A 23,152-nucleotide genomic window follows, 5' to 3' on the forward strand; every position below is an offset into this window, starting at 1 on the left:
AGAATTCCCCTGCTCGATAGCCGACCTGTCTGATAGGATGGGACGTTCCCCCCCAACCCCCCAGACCGAATGTCCGCGATCGCCGACTTCATCCAGACCGCCGAGGAGCTCCATCGCGGGCTCGCCAGGCTCAGTGAAGAATTGCAGCAGGGACTGCCGGAGCGCCTGGCGCGTTTTCCCCGAGATCCCCAGCAGCGCGCCGTCATGCAGCAGGAGCAGCAAGAGGTGCTTCGGCGGCGCATTCCCGGGGTGACCGAGTGGCTCAATAAACACTACACCCGGCTCACCGCCCTGGACGCCCAGCTGACGGATGAGGAGCGCGAGCGCGCGATGGAGCACCACCGCTCCGCCGTGCAGCCCTTCTTCCTCCAGTGTCCCCTCATCCGCCGCTGCGTGGACAAGCCCCTGGGGTACCCCGGCGACTACGTGACGGTGGAGATGCTCTTCGGCACCGAGGATCAGGGCGTCTCCACCCTGGCCCGCATCCTGTCCCACTACGCGCTCAACGTCGGGCCCGCCGCAGCCCACCGCGCGCGCCCCCCCTGGTTGCTTGACCACGTGCGCAAGCGGGAGCAGGAGCTGGGCCGCCCCCTGCGGGTGCTCTCCTTCGCCTGCGGGCCCGAGCACGCCCTGCGCGAGCACACCGCCATGGGTGGCACCGGCAGCTTCACCCTCTGCGACTTCGATCCCGCCCCGCTCGACTACTGCCGCCGGCAGTTCGACAAGCTCTCGCGCATGCCTCGAGGCGGCGTCCCCGCGCCCCAGCTGCGCTTCACCCAGGTCTCCACCTACCAGCTGATGCGCCACCGGGACACGCTGGACAAGCTCCGGCACCCGGACGGCCCCATGGACGTGGTGGTCGCCGCGGGCATCCTGGACTACCTCAAGGAGAACGTCATCTCCCGCTTCCTGGACATGATGTCCTCGCTGCTCGCGCCCGGCGGGGTGTTGCTGCTGACAAACCTGCACAACAACAACCCGTGGCGCTCGCTCATGGAGTACGTGTGCGACTGGTACGTGCTGCACCGCAGCCGCGAGCACTTCCAGGCCATCTGCGAGGGGCCGGCCGAGCGGGGGATGCGCACCCTCGAGCTGTCCACGGACTCCTCGGACACCAACATCTTCTGGGCCGGACAGAAGCGCTGAGCGGCGCCGTGTGCCTGCTCAGGACCACTCGAGCAGATACTGCCCGTAGTCCAGGCCCACGGCCGTCCCCGAGACCTTGCCGTTGCCACGCAGCACGCGCAGCGCCTCCGTGAGGGCGCCCTCGTGGAAGTAGATGGGCTGCATGTCTCCGCGGTAGTGCAGGAGGATGCGGCCCTCGCCGAGGTCCTCGAAGGAGCGCCTCCCGTAGCTCACCAGCGTGGAATAGATGGTGTCCACCGAGGAGAAGACGCGCTTGGGGTCCCCAATCCCCACCAGCTTCATCAGCGTGTTGCCCACGTAGGACTTGAAGAACCCCGTCACCGTCGAAGCCCCGCACGCCCGGAAGGCATCCTCCATCGTGGGGTAGTACGGCTCGAGCACGTCCACCGCCGTGTACAGCATCCGCAGGAAGTCCGCCGCCGGGTACGAGAAGAAGTCCACGGGCATCTTGTTCACCCGGAGATGCTGCAGCATGCGATCCGTCCCCGCGCTGCCCACGCGCTGCTCCACCAGGCCGTACACGGCCTTGAAGATGAAGCCTCGTACGGTGTCCTCGGGCTTGCAGATCGCAATCCGCTGGGCGAGGTCGTTCTTGTCACTAGGCATGAAAGAACCTTCCGGGTTCCAGGTCGGGGGCAGGACCTGGATGCCCCCCGCTTCCTACCAGACTCCCCGTCCGATCGGTGAGGTCTCTACACCCTCGCCTCCCCCCCTCGGAACGCGTGCCCTTCTCCCCTAGCCATAACCGCGGCCAGAGGGGCTTCGCTCGCTGGATTCCAGAGCGGGCGGGGCGCCAGAACCGTTCCCCGGAAACCCGGCCCGGAATCCCGGATCACCCCGCCCCCCTCAGGAGTGCCCGCTCGCCCTGGAAGCACGCATTTTTTCTTTCGGTGCGAGGGGCCCCCGGCCCGTTCTACCCTAGCGGGCCAAACTGATTTCCACGAACGGAAGAGCTCCACACACATGTCCAAACTTGCTCCCGTCGCCGACCTGCCGCCCGCCTCCGCGTCCGACACGCACGACACCGGACGCGAGCCGAGCCGCACCGGGCTGGACCCGCAGAACGTGCGCCGAGGCGTCCTCGAGCACGTTCGCTACTCGCGCGGGAAGAACCCCGAGACAGCCACCGCCCATGATCGCTTCATGGCCCTGGCGCTCGCCGTGAGGGACAGGCTCACCGACCGCTGGGTCCGCACCGCGCGCACCTACTACGAGCAGGACGTCAAGCGCGCCTATTACCTGTCCGCCGAGTACCTGCTGGGGCGGGCCCTGGGCAACAACCTCATCAACATCGGCATGTACGAGGCCGCCGAGCAGGCCATGCGCGAGATGGGCGTGGACCTGTCCACGCTCGTGGAGATGGAGCCGGACGCGGGCCTGGGCAACGGCGGCCTGGGGCGGCTCGCGGCGTGCTTCCTCGACTCGCTGGCGACGCTCGGCTACCCCGGCATGGGGTACGGCATCCGCTACGAGTTCGGCATCTTCACCCAGGACATCGTCGACGGCTACCAGGTGGAGCGCGCCGACGAGTGGCTGAAGTTCGGCAACCCCTGGGAGATCGTCCGCCCGGAGAAGGCGGTGCCCGTGCGCTTCTTCGGCCGCGTGGAGCACCACCAGGGAGCGGACGGCCGGCCCGTGGCGCGCTGGGTGGGCGGCAAGACGGTCATCGGCGTGCCCTATGACACGCCCATCGCCGGCTATGGCAACAACACCGTCAACACCCTGCGGCTGTGGCAGGCGCGCGCCAGCGAGGAGTTCGACCTGCTGCTCTTCAACGCCGGCGACTACGAGCGCTCGGTGGTGGAGAAGAACGACTCGGAGGTCATCTCCAAGGTCCTCTATCCCAACGACGCCTTCCAGGCCGGCAAGGAGCTGCGCCTCAAGCAGCAGTACTTCTTCGTGGCCTGCTCCATCGCGGACATCGTCCGGCGCTACCTCAAGACACACACAGACTTCCGCGACTTCCCCAACAAGGTCGCCATCCAGCTCAACGACACCCACCCGGCCATCGCCGTGGCCGAGCTGATGCGCGTGCTCGTGGACGAGAAGCGCCTGCCGTGGGAGGAGGCGTGGGCCATCACCCAGGCCACGTTCGGCTACACCAACCACACGCTGCTGGCCGAGGCCATGGAGAAGTGGCCCGCCACCCTCTTCGAGCGGCTGCTGCCCCGCCACCTCGAGCTCATCTACGAAATCAACCAGCGCTTCCTGCGCCAGGTGCAGATCCGCTACCCGTTCGACACCGACCGGCTGCGGCGGCTGAGCCTGGTGGAGGAGGGCGCGGAGAAGAAGATCCGCATGGCGCACCTGGCGGTGGTGGGCAGCCACAGCGTGAACGGCGTGGCGGAGCTGCACACCAACCTGCTGCGGCGCGACGTGCTCCCGGACTTCGCGGAGATGTTCCCCGAGCGGTTCAACAACAAGACCAACGGGGTGACGCCGCGGCGCTGGCTGTCGTGGAGCAACCCGCGGCTGTCCAAGCTGATTACCAGCCGCATCGGGGAGGGCTGGGCCACGGACCTGGACCAGCTGAAGAAGCTGGTGCCGCACGCGGAGGACCCGGAGTTCCGCAAGGCCTTCGCCGAGGTGAAGAAGCAGAACAAGGAAGACCTGGTGCGCTACCTGCGCGACCTGTGCTGGGTGAACCTGGACCCGAACGCCATCTTCGACGTGCAGATCAAGCGCCTGCATGAGTACAAGCGCCAACTGCTCGACGCGGTGCACATCGTGTCGCTGTGGATGAAGGCCCGGAGGGATCCCAGCACCATCATCGCCCCGCGGGTGTTCCTCTTCGGCGCCAAGGCGGCACCGGGCTACCTCCTGGCCAAGCTCATCATCCGCCTCATCAACGGCATCGCCGAGGTGGTGAACAGCGACGCGGGCACCACGGGCCTGCAGGTGCTCTTCGTGCCCAACTACCGGGTGAGCCTGGCCGAGCGCATCATCCCGGCGGCGGACGTGTCCGAGCAGATCTCCACCGCGGGCTGGGAGGCCTCCGGCACGGGCAACATGAAGTTCATGCTCAACGGCGCGCTCACGCTGGGCACGCTGGACGGCGCGAACGTGGAGATCCGCCAGGCCGTGGGCGACGACAACTTCTTCCTCTTCGGCCTCACGGCGGACGAGGTCATCGCCCGCAAGCGCGCCGGCTACCGGCCCCGCGACGAGTACGAGCGCAACGTGGAGCTGCGCGAGGCCATTGATCTCATCGGCTCGGGCTTCTTCTCGCCCGAGGACAAGAACCTCTTCAAGCCGCTGGTGGACAGCCTGCTGGAGGAGGACCGGTACCTCGTGCTGGCGGACTTCGCCTCGTACGCGGCGAAGCAGGAAGAGGTGGCGCGGACCTACAAGGACCCGGACAAGTGGATGCGCATGGCCATCCTCAACGTGGCCCACGCGGGCATCTTCTCCTCGGACCGCACCATCAAGCAGTACGCCGAGGAGATCTGGCAGGTGAAGCAGACTCCCGTGGGCACCTGAGCCGCTGAGACCCCGGTGCCCGCGGTGCAGGCCGCCGCGGGCCGAGGGCTCAACCCGCGTGGACTCCCGAAAGACCGTAGTGATGCCGGATGCGCTCGGCGTCGGAGGAGAGCCCGCCCTCCTCCAGCTTGCCCAGCACGAACCTCAAGGCCGAATCCAGGTCGGAGACGGCGACGTTCGGAATGGGCAGGGGCTTGATGTGGAAGATGATGCTCAATGACAGACGGATGGGCGCCGAGGTGACGATGGTGGCATTGCCGAGCACCCGCTCATGCAGCCGGGTGTCGTGTTTGCGCAACCACTCCACCTGCATCTGGCGCTGCGCGGCCGTGGGAATGCCGGCCTGGGAGACATCCAAGATGCTGACATACCGCTCCCCTCGCTCCACATAGGAGCTCGAGCGGGTGAGCATCTCCGCGTACTGCTTGTCCGACGCTCCGCCCCTGAAGCAGACGATGAGCAGCGGCCAGAGCGAATCGTCGAAAGTGATGCCCGCGCACATGTCCCCTCCTGCGCGGGCAACTCCCGGTTGGGCTGATGTGACCGACTGTTCGAGGAGCACCTGAAGCCAACGCCTCCGTGACGTGCCGCCAGGCCCGGCCTGCCATGGCCGAGCGCTCCGCCACCCTACAATCGTCCCCACCGCCAGCACGACCCCCCCTCCCCTCGCGGACAGCGCCCCCGTGAGGCCTGTCACGCTCCGGTGTCCACCAGACAACGACTGTACGTCCACTCGCGGCGGACCCTGCCTCCCGCGAGCCCCCAAAAGGAAGAGGCCGCCCCGGTTGCCGGAGCGGCCTCCTTCACAGCTCAACCACTCGAGCGACTACGGCGACTCGGCGGCGCTCGCGGAGTTCTGCGGATCGCGCGTGGCGCGCGTCACGAAGTCCTGCGAGTTGTTGTCCGAGTCGTAACCATTGCCACGGGCGGCATCAGCGCCACCAACCCCCATGCTGGCGGAGGTGGAGGTGCTGACCGCCTTGCGCTCGAGGCTGCCACCCGAGGCCGGGTGGGACGGAGCCGCGGTGCCCTCGGGCTGGGTTGCGGTGCCGTAGCCCAGCGTGTCCACTGCCAGTGCATCCGTCGGCGAGGCAGTGAGGCCCGGCTTACCGATGCGTACGTGACCTCCGCCCGTGGTCGATGCCGACGAATCGAAGGTGTAGGAGGCATCCTTGGCTGGACCACCACTGTAGCCGGCACCACCGATCAGGAAGTACTTCTTGGGCTGGATGACGGAGCCCGCGGGGAGCGTGGACGACTGGGTGTAGGTCGAGCCCGTGGCCGACCTGTACTGCACCACCCAGTTACTGATGTCCACCGCCGTATCGGTCGGGTTGTACAGCTCGATGAACTCATTCGTGGCGGCGCCAGTAAGGCCCCCCGAGAACTCGCTGATGACCACGTGGTTGGCTCCCGTCGGCGGAGCAGCAGTGATCGTCACGGTGCCGAAGACGCCGCTGACCGGATCCGCGACGCCGTTCTGATCGCAGTACACGTAGGGCGAGGCCGTCCCGGTGACCGGGTCCTTGAAGTAGTACCGGAAGCCGTAACGGTACGAGCCCGCGGTGGCGATGTTCAGCATGCCCACCATCTCGTCGTTGTCTCCACTGGTGGAGTAGCCCCCGTTGAACGAGATCGGAGACCAGGTCCAGGCCGCCGCGGAGCCGGTGGTCGGGCCATAACCCAGCTCGGCGAACACGTACGGGTAGCCGTCGTTCCCGGCCTTGTTCCGGTCGGTCACGCTCGGCTCGTAGAACTGGCTGTAGATCGCCGTCGACGTACCGGCGACGGTGGACGGGAGCGTCTTCGGAGACTGGATGATGCACCAGTCCACGGGCGGAGCAGCCGCCACGCCGCACGTGGAGTTGGCTGCGTTGGGCGTGCCGTAGTCACCACCCGCGAGCAGCACATCCGCGTCACACCAGTACCACGGGTTCGCATTCGCCTTGGTCCCCACCACCACCGACGAGAGGCTCATCGCCTTGCCCGACGTCTGCGGGAACGCCGCCGTGTACGAGAAGTCCTCCACCGAGACGGCGCCGTTGGAGAGCATGAACTGCCCCGAGCCATCCAGGGTGATGGCGCTGCCGTACTGGTAGTTCGCGGAGACTCCACCGTTGGTGGCCAGGTCCTTGTTCTGCGCCAGGACGAAGGTGCCCTTGCGGTCGATGACCACCGGAGCGCTGCCGGAGCCCACCGTGAAGGTGTTCGTGGTGCCCGAGCCGTTCTTGTAGGTCACCAGGAGGCCATTGAGGTTGAGCAGGTTGCCGGTGTTGTTGAGCACCTCGAAGTACTCGGTGGTCCCGGCCGAGGGCGAGTGCATCGCCTCGGTGATGCTCAGCTGGTTGGCCGCGGGCTTCGCCGCCGTGTCGCACAGGCCCTTGAAGCACACGGCGTTGGTGCCCGTGCAGGCGGTGGTCGTCTGCGACTCCTGGCAGGTGGCGGTGTTGTCCACGTCGACGCAGGTCGACGTGTAGGTGGTCCGCGACACGCCATCCGCGGCACAGGTGGGCGAGGGCGGCGTGCAGGTGTAGCCGGCGCACGGGTTCACGTTGGTCTTCGTGCTCACGGTGGCCAGGCGCGAGTTGTTGGCGTCGTCCGTCACCTTCAGCCCGAAGTAGTAGAGGGTGTCGGGGTTCAGGCTGATGACGATGGCCGACTCGAGCGTCCCCGGAGCCTGGGGCGAACCCACGGACACCGACGTGGCGGAGCCGAAGTTCGTGTCAGTGATGGGGCTCGTCGAGTAGCGCAGGTCGTAGCTGCTGGCGGTACCGAGCAGGTCGTCATCACCCACGGCGGTCCAGTTCAGCGCCACCTGGACGCTCGTCTTGTGCGCCACGGAGAGCGTCACGACGCCCGGCGCGATGTTGTCCACGATGGAGAACGCGGTGCTGCTGGCGCCGTCCAGCGTCCCCCCCATGGCGTCGAGCCGGAAGCCCGAGCCCTGCTGGTCCACGGTGAGGGTGCTGAAGGTCGCGACACCCGCCACGGGCATCGCCTTCACCGTACCGCCGAGCACGGCCGAGGCGTTACCACCCGCCAGGGCCACTGTGATCTCCGGGGTGCCCACATTGAGCGTATTGCCGTACGCGTCGGTGACGGCCACGGTGACCGCCGGCAGCGTCGTGCGCACCGTGCCGTTCGAAGGCTGGGCGCGGAACGCGAGCTTCGCGGGCGTGCTGGCATCGACCTGGAGGCTGGCCGTGCCGGTCAGGAAGGTGCTGACCAGGTCCTTCACGGACACCGACTGCGAGGAGGCCGCGGTCTTCAGCGTCACGGAGAAGGCCTTGTGACCCGCGTCCCCGGCGGCGAACGTGTAATTGGCGGGGAGGGCCGCCTGCGCGTCGCTCGAGGTGAAGCCAACGGTGCCCGTGTAGCCGGTGGCCACGTTCCCGAAGGCATCCTTCAGCGTCACGTCGAAGGTGACCGCGGTGCCCGCAGTGACGGGCACCGAGGGCACCACCAGCACGAGCTCCGAGGCAGAGGCATGGGAGACCGACACCGTGTCGAAGGCGCTCAGGCTCCGGGCCGCGTCCGTCACCGTGAGCTTCGTGGTGACGGCCTTCTTCAGCGTGACATCGAACTGGCGGCTGCCCTCGTCCCCGGCGGTGAAGGTGTAGTCCGCCGGCAGCGTGGCCGACGCGTCATCCGCGGAGAAGCCCACCGTACCGGTGTAGTCCTTCACGGTGTTGCCATACGCATCGAGCGCGGTGACCGTCACGCGCAGCGGGTTGCCGGCGTTCGCGGTGTCCGGAGCGGCCAGCACGAGGCTCGCCACCGGGCCCCACTTCACCGTGGTGCTGGCCGTGGCGGTGAACGTCGGGCTCGCCGTGTCCTGCACCGTGAGGGACGTGGTGGAGGACGGAGCGCTCGCGGTGAGCAGCTTCACGGGGAACGTCTTGAGGCCCTGGTCGGCCGCCGTGAAGGTGTACTGCGCGGGCAGCTCGGCCTTCGCATCCGAGGAGGTGAAGCGCACCGTGCCGGTGTAGCCGGTGTCACGCGCGTTGGAGCCGTCGAGGGCCTCGACCGTGACGTTGACCACGGCTCCCGCGGTCACCTCGGCCGGCAGGCCCGTCAGCACCAGCTTGCCCGGGGGCGGAGCGGCAACCTCGGTCGTGAGCGTGCTGCTCGTCAGGCCCGAGGCGCTCACCTGGAGGGTCTGGGTCCCCACGGTCTTCAGAATCACCTTGGTGAAGGTGTGCTGGCCCTTGTCGGCGGCGGTGAAGGTGTAGTCCGCCGGCTTGCTGGCGGCCGCGTCGCTGGAGCTGAACGACACCGTGCCGGTGTAGCCCACGGCGACGTTGTCGAAGGCGTCACGCACCGTCACGTGCACAGTGTTCTCGGCGCCGGCCGTCACGTTCGCGGCCAGGCCCGAGAGCTCCAGGCTCTTGGCCGCCGCGGGAGCGATGTCAAAGGCCGTGCTGGTGGCGGAGGTGAGCCCACCCGAGGAGGCCACCAAGGTGTAGCCCGTGCCCGCCTTTTCGACGCGCACGTCGCTGAAGGTGGCTACGCCCTTGTCCGCAGCGACGGAGAGGGTCCCCGTGCCCGTGGCGCCCTGCACCGTGAGCGTCACCACCGAGGTCGCATTGCCGACCACGGCCCCGCTCGCATCCTGGATCTCCACCTTGATGGCGGCCAGCGCGGCTCCGGCCGTGCCGTTGTTCGGCTGCACGGTGAAGGCGAGCTTGGAGGCCGACGCGAACGGCGTGGAGAAATGGAGCGAGGGAGAGAGAGAGGAATTGCCCTGGTTGTCCTTCACCTTCAGGGCCGCGTAGTAGGCCGTGCCCGGAACGAGGCCCGGAATCACCGCCGACTCCGCGCTACCCGCCGGCTTGGGAGTCCCCACGGTCACAGGGGTGGCGAGCGCGAAGGTCGCCTCGGAGACGATGTCCGACGTGGAGTAGCGGAGCTCGTAGCTGCTCGCGGTACCGAGCTCCAGGTCATCGCCCACGGCCGTCCACCCGATGGTGGCGGTGGTGGCGGTGGCGGACTCCAGGGTGAGCACCGCCAGGGCGGGCGCCATGTCGTCCGTGATGGTGAAGGCCTCGCTGGGCGCGGCGGACACCCCGGTGGCCTGCGCCGACAGCACGTAGCCCGAGTCCTCCTCGGCGATGGACAGGCCCGAGAAGGAGGCCACGCCATCCACGGGCGACGCGGTGGCAATGCCCGCCAGCGAGCCCTTGTTGAGGGAGAGCGTCACCGCGGGGGCCCCCGCGGGCACCAGGTTGCCGAAGGCATCCGCCAGCGCCACCTGCGCACCGAACGACGCGCGGACCCGGTGGTTGCCCGGCTGCTGGGTGAAGACGAGCTTCGCGACGGCGCCCGGCACCACGGCGATCTCCGCCGAGGCCGAGAGGGCCGCGTTCGTCGTGTCCTTCACCGTCACCGAGCGGGAGCCCGCCTTGTTCAGCGTGAGGGAGAAGCCGTGGCTGCCCAGGTCCGTCGAGGTGAACGTGTAGTCCGCCGGCAACGTGGCCGACGCGTCATCCGAGGAGAAGCTCACGGTGCCGGTGTAGCCGGCCGCATCGTTGCCAAAGGCGTCGCGCACGGAAATGGTGACGTTCGCCGCGCTGCCCGCCGTCACGGGCGTCACCGGGGCGCTCAGCGCCAGCGCGGTGGCCGCGCCGGGAGCCACGTCGAAGGACGCGCTCGTCGCGCCCGTCAGCCCCTCCGCGCTCGCCCGCAGCGTGTAGCCCTGCGCGGCCTTCTCGATCACCAGCTCGGAGAAGCGCGCCACGCCATTGACCGCCGTCGCCGACGCCGTCCCCTTCAGGGTGGCCGCCGTGGGACCGGAGCCAATCTCCACCGTCACGGTGTTGCTGGCGCTCGTGATCGTCTCGCCATCGGCGTTCTGGATCGCCACCTCGAAGACCCCCAGCGCCGCGCCGGCCGTGCCGGACGAGGGCGCCGAGGTGAAGGCCAGCTTGGAGGCCGGCAGGAGGACGAACTCGATGGTGGGCCGGGACGACAACGCCACCGGACCGCCCTCGGCCTCCACCGACACCGTCACCGTCTTCGTTCCCGCGGCGGTGGACGTCAGCTTCGCGGTCGCCACACCCTGGTCATCCGTGGAGCCCTCGGGCTGCGTCAGCGAGTTGCCCTCGCCGGAGACCGTCACCTTCACGGTGCGGCCGGACAGCGGCGTGCCGTCGTCCTTGCGCACCGTCACCTTGATGTCGACGGCGTCCTTGCCATTGGCACGAACCCCCTGCGCCTTGCTCACCTCCACCGACGAGCGGTCGGCATCTGGCATCTCCCGCGCTGGCGGATTCGTATTGGGATCACCACAACCCGACCCGCACCCCACGGACAGACCGAGCAACAGCACGCTCCACGCGACCAAGCGCGCGAGCGTGGGGGGACCATGCTTCATGGACAGCTCCTAGTAGAGGAAGAACAGCACCCCCCCGCAAAAGCGCGGGGGGGCACCAGTGCTTTCTACCAGACACTGTGTCCCTGGAAAAACTCAGTACCAGAAGACGATTTCGTCACCTGGAGGCTACGAGAAGCTCACATACCCATGGCCTGGAGCATGAGCCCCGAGCCGAGCAGTGACTGGCCTCCATCGCACACCATGATGGAGCCGGTGATGTACGAAGCCGCGTCGGAAGCCAGGAAAAGCGCGAGTTGCGCGATGTCCTGCTTCGTACCGAAGCGCTTCAGGGGCAGGGCCTGGGTGAGCTTCTCGCGGGAGCCCTCGACGGGAGCCAGCCGGCGCATGCCCTCGGTGTCGTCGATGGGGCCCGGGGTGATGGAGTTGATGCGCACGCCCAGCCCCCCCCACTCGATGGCGAGGGTGCGGGTGAGCATGTCCACACCGGCCTTGGCGGCACAGACGTGGGCCTGCATGGCCATGGGCAGGTAGGCCTGGGGCGCGGAGATGTTGAGCACACAGGCGCCCGGCTTGCGCAGGTGCTCGAAGGCGGCACGGCAGGCGTTGAAGGTGCCGAGCACGTCGATCTCCAGCACCGACTTGAAGCCGTTGGAGGACATGCCCACCGCCGGAGCGGGGAAGTTGCCCGCCGCGCCGCACACGAGGATGTCGAGTTCCCCGTACGCATCGCGCGCCGTCTGGAAGGCCTTCTCCACGGTGTCATAGTGGCGCACGTCCGCGGGCACGCCCATGGCCGTACCGTGCGCCTGGAGGCCCTTCACGGCCGCCTCCAGCTTCTCCACGTTGCGGCCGTTGATGACCACCTTGGCGCCCGCCTTCACGAACGCCTCGGCGATGCCGAGGTTGATGCCACTGCTACCGCCGGTGACGAACGCAACCTTGCCCGCCAGCAGACCGTCCCGGAAAACACCCTCTGCCATGTGCCTCATCTCCCCTGGAAGCGCGGAGGCCGCCGCTCGGCGTATGCCGTGAAGGCCTCGGCGAGATCATTCGACTGAAGGAAGGCGGAGTTCCACACCGCCACGTAGCGCAGACCGTCCGCCACGGACTTGTCCGCGCAGTACTCCATCACCTGCTTGGCGCCTTGGACCACCAGGGGCGGGTTGTCGGCGATCTTCCGCGCGGTGGCGCGAGCGGCGGCCAGCAGTTCCTCGGGGGTGGCGAACACCTGGTTCACCAGTCCCATCTGGAGGGCACGCTCCGCGTCGATGTCGCCGCCCGTGTAGGCGAGCTCGCGCGTGTTCCCCTCGCCGATGATGCGAGGCAGCCGCTGCAGCGCGCCGAGGTCCGCGGTGATGCCCACGCGCACCTCACGCAGGGAGAACTTCGCCTCGCGCGAGCAGTAGCGGAAGTCGCACGCGGCGATGAGATCGATTCCGCCGCCGATGCACCACCCGTGCACCGCCGCCAACACCGGCTTGCGGCAGCGGGCGAGTCCCTCGGTGGAGGCCTGCATCTTCTCGATGAGCTGGAGCAACTTCGTGCGCTCGAGCGCGAGGTTGCCCTCGCCCGTCAGCAGCGGCCCGAGCGACTCCATCATCGCCATCAGGTCCAGGCCGTAGGTGAAGTGGGCACCATCACCGCGCAGGAGGACGACGCGCACCGAGTCATCCGCGTCGAGCGCCCGGAGCGCTTCGGGCATCTCGCGCCAGAAGTCCGGCCCGAGTGCGTTGCCCTTGCCGGGGCCGGTGAGCACCACCTCGGCGATGCCGTCCGCCTGCTCGATGCGAAGAGACTGGTATGCCGCGGTCATTCAAGGCCCTCCCTCGTAGGGAAGGGCCACTTGAGCAGAACGCCCGGGCAGCGTCCACGCCCGCGCTCAGCCGAACTCGACCACCTTCATGCCGAAGAGCCGCTCCACGGATTGGATGAGCTCGTCGCTCACCTGCACCTTGAGCGCGGTGTTGCCGATGAGCGCCTCGGCCTCGTTGGTGAACAACAGGCTCACCGCCACCGGCGTGGCCCCCGCGTACTGCTTGGCGATCTCCGCCAGCTTCGCCAGCCGATCATCCGTGGCCAGGTCCGCCGGCAGCCGCAGCTCCAGCCGCTTGGTGCGCTTCTCACGCACGGCCTTGAGGCTCTGGATGTCCTCGACGATGAGCTCCGCCACCGGCGTGTCCTCGTCGCGCTGGTTGATCTGCACCGTGCCCGTCACGAGGATGGGATCATCATTCTTGAGCAGCGGCTCCCAGTGCTCGAAGCCGGGCTTGGGCCCCTGCTTCGTCCACTTGCCGTCCTTGCCCATCACGTTGCGAGTGCCGTCCTTGCCCGGAAAGCACACCAACTCGATGGAGCCGGACAGGTCCTCCAGCGTCACCCACGCCATGCGCTTGCCCGTCTTCGTGGGCCGCTCGCGCAGCGCCGCCACGATGCCGGCGATGGTGAGCTTCTCGTCCTTGCGCGCACGCTGCACCGCGGTGATGGGCCGCGCGTAGCGCTTGAGCTCCTTGTCGTACTGGTGCAGCGGGTGGCCCGACACGTAGAAGCCGATGGCCTCCTTCTCCAGCGACAGGCGCTCCTTCTCCGACCACTCCTCCGCCTGGACGTAGTCGTCCTTCATCCCGCCGCCGCCACCCGAGGAGCCGCCGCCCAGCATCCCGAAGAGCGAGCTCTGCCCCGCCGCCTTGTCCTTCTGGCTGCTGGAGCCGCGGCTCATGGCGCGCTCGATGCTCTCGAAGAGCTGCCGCCGCGGGCGCTTCTCGAAGTCGAAGGACCCCGCCTTCACCAGCGCTTCCAGCACCTTCCGGTTCACCTTGCGCGAGTCCACGCGCTCGCAGAAGTCGAACAGGCTCTTGAAGGGCCCTTCCTTGCGCGCCTCGACGATGGACTCGATGGCGCCTTCGCCCACGCCCTTGATGGCGCCCAGACCGAACCGGATCTTCCCCTCCACCGCGCCGAAGGCCAGGTCCGACTGGTTCACGTCCGGCGGCAGCACCTGCACGCCCGACTGCCGGGCCTCGCCGATGTGCAGCACCACCTTGTCGGTGTTTTCCTTCTCGCTCGTGAGAAGGGCCGCCATGAACTCCACGCGGTAGTGCGCCTTGAGCCACGCCGTGTGGATGGTGACGAGGCCGTAGGCCGCCGAGTGGCTCTTGTTGAAGCCGTACTCGGCGAACTTCTCCATCAGGTCGAAGATTTCCCCGGCGACCTTCAGGTCGACGTTGTTGTTCTTGCAGCCCTCGAGGAAGCCGGCCCGCTCGGCCTGCATGACCTCGGCCTTCTTCTTGCCCATGGCGCGGCGCAGCAGGTCCGCGCGGCCCAGGGTGTAGCCTCCCAGCACCTGGGAGATCTGCATCACCTGTTCCTGGTAGACGATGACGCCGTAGGTGTCCTTGAGGACGGGCTCCAGGGCGGGGTGCGGGTAGACCACCGGCTCGCGGCCGTGCTTGCGGTTGATGAAGACGTCCACCATGCCCGAGTCGAGCGGACCCGGGCGGTAGAGCGCGCCGGCGGCGACGACGTCCTCGAAGCAGGACGGCTTGAGCTTCATCACCATTTCGGTGAAGCCGCTGGACTCCATCTGGAAGACGCCGGCCGTGTCGCCCTCGGCCATCAGCTTCCAGACCTCCGCGTCCCCCTGCAGCGGGATGTCCTCGCGCATGATGGGCTTGCCATCGGGCGGGGTGCGGTTGATGAGGTTGAGCGCGTTCTGGATGACGGTGAGCGTCTTGAGGCCGAGGAAGTCGAACTTCACCAGGCCCGCGGCCTCCACCTCGTCCTTGGCGAACTGGGTGATGAGGGTGTCTTCACCCGGAGGCTGGTAGGTGGGCACGAACTCCCACAGCGGCTTGTCCGCGATGACCACGCCCGCCGCGTGCATGCCGGGCTGGCGGTGCAGGCCCTCCAGCGCGAGCGCGATCTCCAGCACGTCCTTGGTGGTGACGTCCTTGCCATCCACCTGCCCGATGGCGCTGGGCTTCTCCATCATCTCCTTGAGGCGCGGCTCCTGCTCGATGGCCTCCTTCAGGGTGATGCCGAGCACCTCGGGCACCAGCTTGGCGATGCGGTCTCCCTCGCTGAAGGGCAGCGCGAACACGCGGCACACGTCACGCAGCACGCTCTTGGCCTTGAGCGAGCCGAAGGTGATGATCTGCCCGACGTTGTTCTCGCCGTACTTGCGGCCCACGTACTTGATGACCTCGTCGCGCCGGTCCTGGCAGAAGTCGACGTCGAAGTCGGGCATCGACACGCGCTCGGGGTTGAGGAAGCGCTCGAAGAGCAGGTTGTACGGGAGCGGATCCAGGTCGGTGATCCGCAAGCAGTAGGCCACGAGCGAGCCCGCGCCCGAGCCACGGCCCGGTCCCACCGGGATGTTGTTCTGCTTGGCCCAGTTGATGAAGTCCTGAACGATGAGGAAGTAGCCGCTGAACCCCATCTTCTGGATGACGCCAATCTCCAACTCCAGCCGGGCCTTGTAGGGCTCGCGGTCCACCGGCGACTGGCCGGCGCGGAAGCGCGCCAGGTCGATCTCCTTGAAGCGCTCCTCGAGGTTGGCCCGCGCCAGCTCCGCCATGAAGCTGTCCGGCGTGTGGCTGTCGGGCACCTGGAAGGTGGGCAACATGGGCTTGCCCAGCTTCAGCTCCAGGTTGATCTGCTCCACGATCCGCTGGGTGTTGTGGACGGCCTCGGGCGTGTCCTTGAAGTACTCCAGCATCTCCTGGGGACTGGTGACGTAGAGCTTGTCCGTGGAGTGCTTCATGCGCTTGCCGTCGGCGAGCGTCTTGCCGCTGGCGATGCACATGAGGAGTTCGTGCGCCCGCGCGTCCTCGCGCTTGATGTAGTGCGCGTCTGCGGTGGCGCACAGCGGGATGCTCAGGTCCCGGCTGAGCTGCTTGAGGTTCTCGTTGGCCTTCTCCTGCTCGGGCATCCCGTTGGACTGCACCTCGAGGAAGAAGTGCTCGGGCTCGAAGATGCCCTTGTACTCGAGCGCCGCCTTGCGGGCGTGGTCCATGTCCCCGCGGAAGGCCGCTCCCGTCACCTCGCCACCCAGGCACGCGGTGAGCGCGAAGAGCCCCTTGCTGTGGTCCTTCAAGAGCTCCTTATCGATGCGCGGGTGGTAGTAGAAGCCCTCGCGGTAGGCCATGGACGAGAGGTACTTGAGGTTGTCGTACCCCTCCTTGTTCTTGGCCAGCAGGATGAGGTGGTGGCCCACCTTCTCCGTGCGGTCCTTGCGGCCCTTGGGGCCAGCGACGTAGGTCTCCATGCCGACGATCGGCTTGATGCCCGCGTCCTTGGCCTTTTTGTAGAAGTCGATGGTGGCGAACATGTTGCCGTGATCGGTCACGGCCACGCTCGTCATCCCCTTCTCCTTCACCGTCTTGATGAGGTCCTTCATCCGGATCGCCCCATCGAGGAGCGAGTACAGGGAGTGCAGGTGGAGATGGGTAAAAGACATGGCAGGAAGGTAGTCAGGAGGGAGGGGCTACACCAGACGATTGTTCAGGGCCGGGTTGGCCGCCAGTTCCTAGCCTCCGGATGAATCCGGAGCCGGAAAATCGGCTTCGGCGTCTTGTGCCACGCCCTACACGGGCCGTGAAGGAGCCCTCAGGTCGGGCATGGCACACATGGCCTGCCACCTGGGATTCCACCCGAGCGCCCTCCCGCCGGGCCGCCGGGCAGGCGAGCGCGGCCTTCACACTTCTTTACCCCACGAAAAAGCCCCCGCAACGGGCCCCGCGCAATCTGTACACCATCGCCGCTCGACGGCGTCCACGCACAGAACGTGGGGCTTGAAGGCCCCCGGGAGCATACGCCATGACCACGAAGAACAAGATCCTCCTCGCCGGTTCCGCCGTCCTCGCCTTCGTCCTCCTCTCGGGCTTCCGCGGCGGACACTTCGGCTGGGGCCGGCACGACCCCGAGCGCATGAAGCAGATGATCACCTGGCGGATGGATGACCAGCTGGAGGAGCTGAACGCCACCGACGCCCAGAAGCAGGCCCTCCACGGGCTGAAGGACTCGCTCTTCGAGGACGGCAAGAGCCTCTTCGAGCAGCAGAAGGACGCGAAGGAGCAGATGATGAAGCAGTGGGAGTCGCCCAACCCGGACAGCAAGGCCGTGCACGCCCTGGTGGATGCCCGCGTGGACGCCTTCCGCGCCTTCGCCCACCGGGTGGCCGACGCCGCCCTGGAGGCCCACCGCATCCTCACCCCCGAGCAGCGCCAGCAACTGACGGCCGACGTCCGTGAGCACATGAACGCCCACTGATGGCCGATTGCACGCGGAAGCACACATCCCGGGTGGACCGCGGTCCCATCCGTCCCCCGTCCACCTCCCCAGTGAGTACCCTGGGGAGGTGCCCCAGAACTACCAAGAGTACGCCCGCCGCATCCGCGGCTACGCCGGTATCGCCGAGGTGAACGAGTACGCCCGTGTCGTCGAGGGCGGTGTCGAATACCCGCTCTTCCGGCTCACCCTGCCCGGAGAGCGTTGGCTGGTCATCACCTCGGGCTTCCACGGCGAGGAGCCCGCCGGTCCGCTCACGCTGTGCCACGCCTTCGAAGCCATCGCCGAGTATGCCCGGGAACGCCACGTGGGCCTGCGCGTGTACCCCTGCATCAACCCCTCGGGCTTCGAGGACGGCACCCGCTACAACCGCAGTGGTGAGAAACCCAACAACGACTTCCTGCGCTACGAGACTGCACCCGGCGAGTGGAAGGGCGAGCTCACCCGCGGCGAGTCCTTCCTGCGCTGGGCGCTCTACGAGGGCGGCCCCAAGGAGACGCGCGCCGTGCGCTCGGACATCGCGCGCTACCCCGCTCCCGCCGCGGCGCTCGACATCCACCAGGACAACTACCTGCCGGGTGCCGCCACCTACGCCTATACCTTCGGGGACAAGAGCCCCTACCGGCAGCTCATGCAGGACGCGTCGGCGCACGCCCACGTCATCCGCAACGACAAGGTGGACGAGCACAACCGCACCGACTCGGACGGCCTCATCGAGTACAACGATGGGAGCGTCACCGACTACTTCCTGCGCATCGGCGTGCCCTACACCGCGACATTGGAGACCACCACGCGGACTCCGCTAGAAGCCTGCCACGCCATCAACCTCATCTGGATCCGCGGCTTCATCGACCTGGCCGCGCGTGGCAGCGAGAGCTCGGAATGATTCACGGCTGACGCGGGAAGGAGACCGGCTACTTCTTCTTCGGCTCGGCCTTCTTCGTCCCGCCCTTCGCGTCCGCCGGCTTGCCCTGCTTCTGGAGCTCGAGGACGTAGTGCGCGAGCGCCCAGCGATCCTCCTCGGGGACGTTCACGAAGGCGACCATCGTGCTTCCCGGAATGCCGTTGGTGATCGTCTGGAAGATCTCCTCCGGCTTGTTGCCCTTCTTGAAGGGCTCGGTCAGGAAGTTGCGCGGCTTTGGAACCAGGAACGCCGCCATCGAACCGCCATCGCCCTTCTCTCCGTGACAGGACTGGCAGTAGGAGGCGTAGGCCGTCTTGCCCTTCTCGAGCAGGGCCGGTGTGACCTTCGGCGGCTCGGCCCCGAAAGCCGAACCCACCACGCCCATCGACAGCACCAGTCCCATCCACTTCGTGCGCATTGAGTTACTCCTGCTCGGCCCTTCGCGGCCAATCGCCCCCAGTGGTATCGTCCGGCTCCCGACGATGCAAGCCCACGAGAGGCACGGGATTCGGTGCGAGCGCCAGGGCCGGGCGCGCCCGACTGGGGGATACCGTGAGGCGCTGGAATGGTTGGGGACACACCGATGTCAGCTACCCGCTGCCCGACACCACCGCGGCCGTCCTCGCCGAGCGCGTCGGGCCGGGCTCCGCTCCCCGTGATGCCTTGCTCGCCGAGGTAGCGGCCTCGGTCCCTCCCTCCCGCCTGCCCCCTCACCCGCTCGTCTCCACCGAGCCCGAGCTCCGCATCCGCCATGCGCGCGGGCAGAGCTTCCCCGACCTCATCGTCCTGCGCAGCGGCCGCGTCCCCGCCTTCCCCGATGGCGTGGCGTTTCCTCGCAGCGCCGAGGACGTGCGTGCCCTGCTCTCCTACGCACGCGAGGTGGGTGCCCGCCTCATTCCCTACGGAGGAGGCACCAGCGTCGTCGGCCACGTCAACGTGGAGCCCGGTGACGCCCCCGTCCTCACCGTGTCCCTGGAGCGTCTCCAGCAACTCCACTCGCTCTCCGAGGAGGACCGGCTCGCCACCTTCGGCGCCGGCATCAGCGGCCCCCGACTCGAGCAGACACTGAATGTCCGTGGCTACACGCTCGGGCACTTCCCACAGTCCTTCGAGCTGTCCACGCTCGGCGGTTGGATCGTCACCCGCTCGCGCGGGCAGCAGTCGCTCGGCTATGGCCGCATCGAGAACCTGTTCGCCGGAGGGCGGCTCGAGTCCCCCGCCGGCACCATGATGCTCCCCTCCTTCCCCGCCTCGGCCACCGGGCCGGACCTGCGCGAGTTCGTGCTCGGCTCGGAGGGGCGCCTGGGCATCCTCACCGAGGCCACGGTGCGCATCACCCCGACTCCCGAGCGCGAGGACTTCCACGCCCTCTTCTTCCCCGACTGGGAACGCGCCCGCACCGCCGTGCGCGAGCTGGTGCAGAGCGGCGCGGCGCTGTCCATGCTGCGCCTGAGCACCGCCCAGGAGACAGCCATCCACCTCGCGCTGTCCGGCCACCCGCGCATGGTGGGGCTGTTGTCCGGAGCGCTCGCGTTGCGGGGCGTGGGCGCGGAGGGCTGCATGCTGATGCTCGGGGTGTCCGGGAGCGAGCGCGCCGTGGAGCACTCGCGGCGCACGGCCCTGGGCATCGCGGGCCGGCACGGTGGAGTGCGCATGCCCACGCTGGGACAGAAGTGGCGCAAGGGCCGCTTCCGCGCGCCCTACCTGCGCAACGCCGCCTGGGAGCGCGGCTGGGGCTTGGACACCGTGGAGACCGCCACTTCCTGGAGCAACCTGCCCCGGCTGCTCGCCGCCGTCGAGAGTGCCTTGCGCGAAGCCCTCGCGGACCGGGGCGAGCGCGTCCTCGCCTTCACCCACCTGTCACACGTCTACCCAACGGGCTCCAACCTGTACACGACGTTCGTCTTCCGCCTGGGCCATGATGCCGATGACACCCACGCACGCTGGCTTGCTCTCAAGACGGCCGCCAGCCGCGCCATGGTCGCCCACGGAGGAACCATCAGCCACCAGCATGGCGTGGGCACGGACCACCGGCCCTGGCTCGAGGCGGAGAAGGGGCAGCTCGGCATCTCCGCCATCCGCCAGATGTTTGGAGCCTTCGATCCAACGGGGCTGCTCAATCCGGGCAAGCTCGTCTGACAAGCAGTCGGGGGAAGTCGCCACCACCATGTCCGCATCCACTCAACGAGAGGCGCTCTGGGAAGCGCTGACCGCACCCTGGGATTTGATCGTCATCGGAGGCGGCATCACCGGCGCCTCGGTGTTGCGGGAGGCCACCCGCGCGGGACTGAAGGCCCTGCTCGTCGAGCAGCGAGACTTCGCCTGGGGCACCTCGAGCCGCTCCAGCAAGCTGGTCCACGGAGGACTGCGCTACCTGGCCAACGGCGACATTCCCCTGGTGCGCCAGTCCATCCGCGAGCGCCAGCGGCTGATGGCCGAGGGCAACGGACTGGTGGTGCCACTCGACTTCATGCTCACCAGCCACCCGAAGGAGGGCGGCAAGCACTGGCAGGGCCGCGCGGGAATCTTCCTGTACGAGCTCCTCACCGGCAGGTGGCCTCGCGGCAACCACAGCCCCGTCCGGCTCCGCGAGCTGGTGCCCTCGCTCGTGCAATACGAGGGGCTCATCGGCGTGCCCTACGACGAGGCCTGGGTCGATGACGCGCGGCTGGTGCTGCGCATCCTGCGCGAGGCCGTGGCCGCGGGAGGCTCGGCGCTCAACCACGTGCGCGTCACCGGGCTGCTGCGCGAGCAGGGCCGCGTGGCGGGCGTCGAGCTGCACGACACCGTGGGGCAGCGCTCCGCCACCGTCCGGGCCCGGGCCGTCGTCAACGCCACCGGGGTGTGGGCCGACCAGATCCGCGCCCACCTGTCCGCCGCGCCCAGGCTGCGTCCGCTGCGCGGCAGCCACCTCGTCTTCTCCTCCAGGCGCTTCCCGCTCGCGCACGGCATCAGCTTCCGGCACCCGCGGGGTGACCGCTTCGTGTGCGTCATGCCCTGGGAGGACTCGACGCTCGTGGGAACCACGGACCTGGACCACCGCCCCCCGCTGGACGAGGAGCCCTCCATCTCTCCCGAGGAGGTGGACTACCTCATGGAGGCGGTGGAGGCGCAGTTCCCCTCCCTGCGGCTCACCCTCGACGACGTCGTGTCGAGCTACGCCGGCGTGCGCCCGGTCGTCTCCACCGGCGCGAGCGATCCCTCCAAGGAATCCCGCGAACACCTCGTGCTCGAGGAAGAGGGACTGCTCACCGTGACCGGCGGCAAGCTGACCACCTGCCGCGCCATCGCGCACGATGCCCTGCGCGCCCTGCGGCGCCAGCTGCCCGAGCTGGCCGCGCTGAAGCCGGAAGGACCCTTCCTCGACACGCCGCCCGCCCTCGATGAAACGCCCCTGTCCCCCGAGGCCCGCGCGCGCCTGAGGGGACGGTATGGAGCGGATGCGCCCACGCTGGTCGCCGAGGCCCGGCCGGGAGAGCTCGACTCCGTGCCCGGCACCTCCACCCTCTGGGCGGAGCTGCGCCACGCGGCCCGCCACGAGAGCGTCGTCCACCTGGATGACCTGCTACTGCGGCGCGTGCGGCTGGGGCTGCTGCTGCCCAACGGTGGCGAGGCACACCTGCCCGCCATCCGCGCCCTCTGCCAGCACGAGCTGGGTTGGGATGACGCGCGCTGGGAGTCCGAGGCCCGCACCTACCTCACGCTCTGGCGCACCCGTTACGCCCTGCCCGAGCGTCCCCTCCCGTCCCCGAAGGGGCTCGAGCTCGTGCGGGACACCCAGGCGGCGGAACCAACCCCGTCCTCCGGGCCCGTGCCGGGGACCGCGGCCGCACGGACGGCGTACCCGGTACGGCTGCGGATGGTGGACCTCGGAGGCCCCGTCCACTACGCCGACTACGGCGGGAGCGGACGCACCCTGGTGATGTTGCACGGACTGGGGGGCAGCTATCTCAACTGGCTCCCGGCGGCGCCCCTGCTGGCGAAGCACGCACGGGTGCTCGCGCTGGACCTCGTCGGCTTCGGGCGGACGCCGATGTCCGGACGCTCCGTGGGAGTCCAGAGCCAGCGCGAGATGCTCCACCGCTTCCTCACGGAGGTGGTGCAGGAGCCCGCGGTGCTGGTGGGCAACTCCTGGGGCGGGCTGGTGACGCTCGCCCAGGCGGCGCTCGCCGAGGAGACGGTGGCCGGACTGGCGCTCGTCAGCCCCGCGCAGCCACCCCCTCGCGGCACCCGGTTGGACCCCGCCCAGGTCTGGCGTCTCGTCAGCCACACGATGCCCGGCGTGGGCGAATACGTCATGTGGCGCGACGGCCAGCGCACCGGTGCGCACGGGCTCTTCATGGACGTGCTCACCCTGGGGTGCGCGGACGTGCGGCGCGTTCCCCAGGAGGTCGTGCGGGAGAACACGGCCCTCATCGCCGAGCGCATGGAGCGCATGGCCCTCGGGCACGCCTCCAGCTACCTCCAGGCCACACGCTCGATGCTCTTCACGCTCGCGCGCCGGGGCCTCTTCGAGTCCTGGGTGCGCGGCGTGCGCGCCCCGACCCTGCTGGTGCATGGCAGGCAGGACCGGCTGGTGCCCGTCGCCTCCTCGGAGGCCATGGCGGCGCTGCGCCCGGACTGGCGCTTCGAGCCCCTGGAGGACGTCGGGCACGTGCCCCAGATGGAGGATGCTCCGCGCTTCGTCGAGCGGATGGTGCGATGGATGGACGAGGCCCTGCCAACAAGCCGCCCCAGCCCGGCGGCCTGGGAGGAGGCCATGCCCCTCTCGCCCGTGCTCGCAGCAGGAACGCGTTGACCCTCACGCCAGGCCATCGAGTCTGCCAACCGCTCCGTGTCGCGCCGCAAAAGGCGAAGGCCCCGAGTCCACACATGTGTGTGAGGACTCGGGGCCTTCAAAAAAAATCCGGCAGCGACCTACTCTCCCGCGCGGTTTCCCGCGGAGTACCATCGGCTCTGGAGGGCTTAACTTCCGTGTTCGGGATGGGAACGGGTGGGACCCC

The 23,152-nt window shown here is 68.3% G+C and carries 13 protein-coding genes and 1 rRNA gene; 6 read left to right on the top strand and 8 right to left on the bottom strand.

All coding sequences use genetic code 11. The features are described from left to right. Positions 1-69: 69 nt before the first annotated feature. Positions 70-1,146, top strand: coding sequence for a class I SAM-dependent methyltransferase (locus tag DAT35_RS39485; protein ID WP_108074438.1), 1,077 nt, complete (start codon positions 70-72; stop codon positions 1,144-1,146). An 18-nt stretch (positions 1,147-1,164) separates the two neighbouring features. Here the strand turns inward: DAT35_RS39485 and DAT35_RS39490 are convergent, their stop codons facing one another. Continuing rightward, the gene (locus DAT35_RS39490; RefSeq protein ID WP_108074439.1) at positions 1,165-1,752 is read right to left on the bottom strand and encodes a TIGR02265 family protein; all 588 of its coding nucleotides are present in this window, start codon (positions 1,750-1,752) and stop codon (positions 1,165-1,167) included. Between the two features lie 357 nt (positions 1,753-2,109). On the opposite strand from DAT35_RS39490, the gene DAT35_RS39495 reads away from it, so the two are divergent. Continuing rightward, positions 2,110-4,626 (top strand): glycogen/starch/alpha-glucan phosphorylase, encoded by a 2,517-nt coding sequence (locus tag DAT35_RS39495; protein WP_108074440.1) that lies wholly within the window; start codon positions 2,110-2,112, stop codon positions 4,624-4,626. A 49-nt stretch (positions 4,627-4,675) separates the two neighbouring features. On the opposite strand, the gene DAT35_RS39500 is transcribed toward DAT35_RS39495, so the two are convergent. The 5 genes from DAT35_RS39500 to dnaE form a co-directional block, all read right to left on the bottom strand. Next, positions 4,676-5,128 carry a hypothetical protein gene (locus DAT35_RS39500; RefSeq protein WP_108074441.1) on the bottom strand — a complete coding sequence of 151 codons (453 nt, stop codon included), beginning with the start codon at positions 5,126-5,128 and terminating at the stop codon, positions 4,676-4,678. 324 nt (positions 5,129-5,452) lie between these two features. Beyond that, complete coding sequence (locus DAT35_RS39505; RefSeq protein ID WP_108074442.1) at positions 5,453-10,999, bottom strand: lamin tail domain-containing protein; 5,547 nt, start codon at positions 10,997-10,999, stop codon at positions 5,453-5,455. Between the two features lie 137 nt (positions 11,000-11,136). Further along, entirely contained in the window at positions 11,137-11,940 is an 804-nt protein-coding gene (locus DAT35_RS39510) for an SDR family oxidoreductase (protein WP_108074443.1), read from the bottom strand. A gap of 5 nt (positions 11,941-11,945) precedes the next feature. Next, positions 11,946-12,773, bottom strand: coding sequence for a crotonase/enoyl-CoA hydratase family protein (locus DAT35_RS39515; RefSeq protein WP_108074444.1), 828 nt, complete (start codon positions 12,771-12,773; stop codon positions 11,946-11,948). 66 nt (positions 12,774-12,839) lie between these two features. Continuing rightward, positions 12,840-16,415 (bottom strand): DNA polymerase III subunit alpha, encoded by a 3,576-nt coding sequence (gene dnaE, locus DAT35_RS39520; RefSeq protein ID WP_108074445.1) that lies wholly within the window; start codon positions 16,413-16,415, stop codon positions 12,840-12,842. A 359-nt stretch (positions 16,416-16,774) separates the two neighbouring features. On the opposite strand from dnaE, the gene DAT35_RS39525 reads away from it, so the two are divergent. Together DAT35_RS39525 and DAT35_RS39530 are read left to right on the top strand one after the other, a co-directional pair. Then, positions 16,775-17,227 (top strand): Spy/CpxP family protein refolding chaperone, encoded by a 453-nt coding sequence (locus tag DAT35_RS39525; protein ID WP_108074446.1) that lies wholly within the window; start codon positions 16,775-16,777, stop codon positions 17,225-17,227. 88 nt (positions 17,228-17,315) lie between these two features. Beyond that, the gene (locus DAT35_RS39530) at positions 17,316-18,131 is read left to right on the top strand and encodes a hypothetical protein (protein ID WP_108074447.1); all 816 of its coding nucleotides are present in this window, start codon (positions 17,316-17,318) and stop codon (positions 18,129-18,131) included. Between the two features lie 28 nt (positions 18,132-18,159). Here DAT35_RS39530 and DAT35_RS39535 read toward each other — a convergent pair whose 3' ends face one another. Beyond that, on the bottom strand, positions 18,160-18,567 hold the full coding sequence (locus tag DAT35_RS39535) for a cytochrome c (RefSeq protein ID WP_108074448.1): 408 nt from the start codon (positions 18,565-18,567) through the stop codon (positions 18,160-18,162). A 134-nt stretch (positions 18,568-18,701) separates the two neighbouring features. Here DAT35_RS39535 and DAT35_RS39540 point away from each other — a divergent pair, with 134 nt between their 5' ends. Both DAT35_RS39540 and DAT35_RS39545 read left to right on the top strand, forming a co-directional pair. After that, positions 18,702-20,288 (top strand): FAD-binding oxidoreductase, encoded by a 1,587-nt coding sequence (locus tag DAT35_RS39540; protein WP_108074449.1) that lies wholly within the window; start codon positions 18,702-18,704, stop codon positions 20,286-20,288. A 28-nt stretch (positions 20,289-20,316) separates the two neighbouring features. Further along, positions 20,317-22,947, top strand: a complete 2,631-nt coding sequence (locus tag DAT35_RS39545) for an FAD-dependent oxidoreductase (protein ID WP_108074450.1) — start codon at positions 20,317-20,319, stop codon at positions 22,945-22,947. A gap of 106 nt (positions 22,948-23,053) precedes the next feature. Here DAT35_RS39545 and rrf read toward each other — a convergent pair. Continuing rightward, positions 23,054-23,152, bottom strand: a 5S ribosomal RNA gene (rrf, locus tag DAT35_RS39550); the annotation flags it as partial.

The organism is Vitiosangium sp. GDMCC 1.1324 (assembly GCF_003044305.1).
GTDB lineage: Bacteria > Myxococcota > Myxococcia > Myxococcales > Myxococcaceae > Archangium.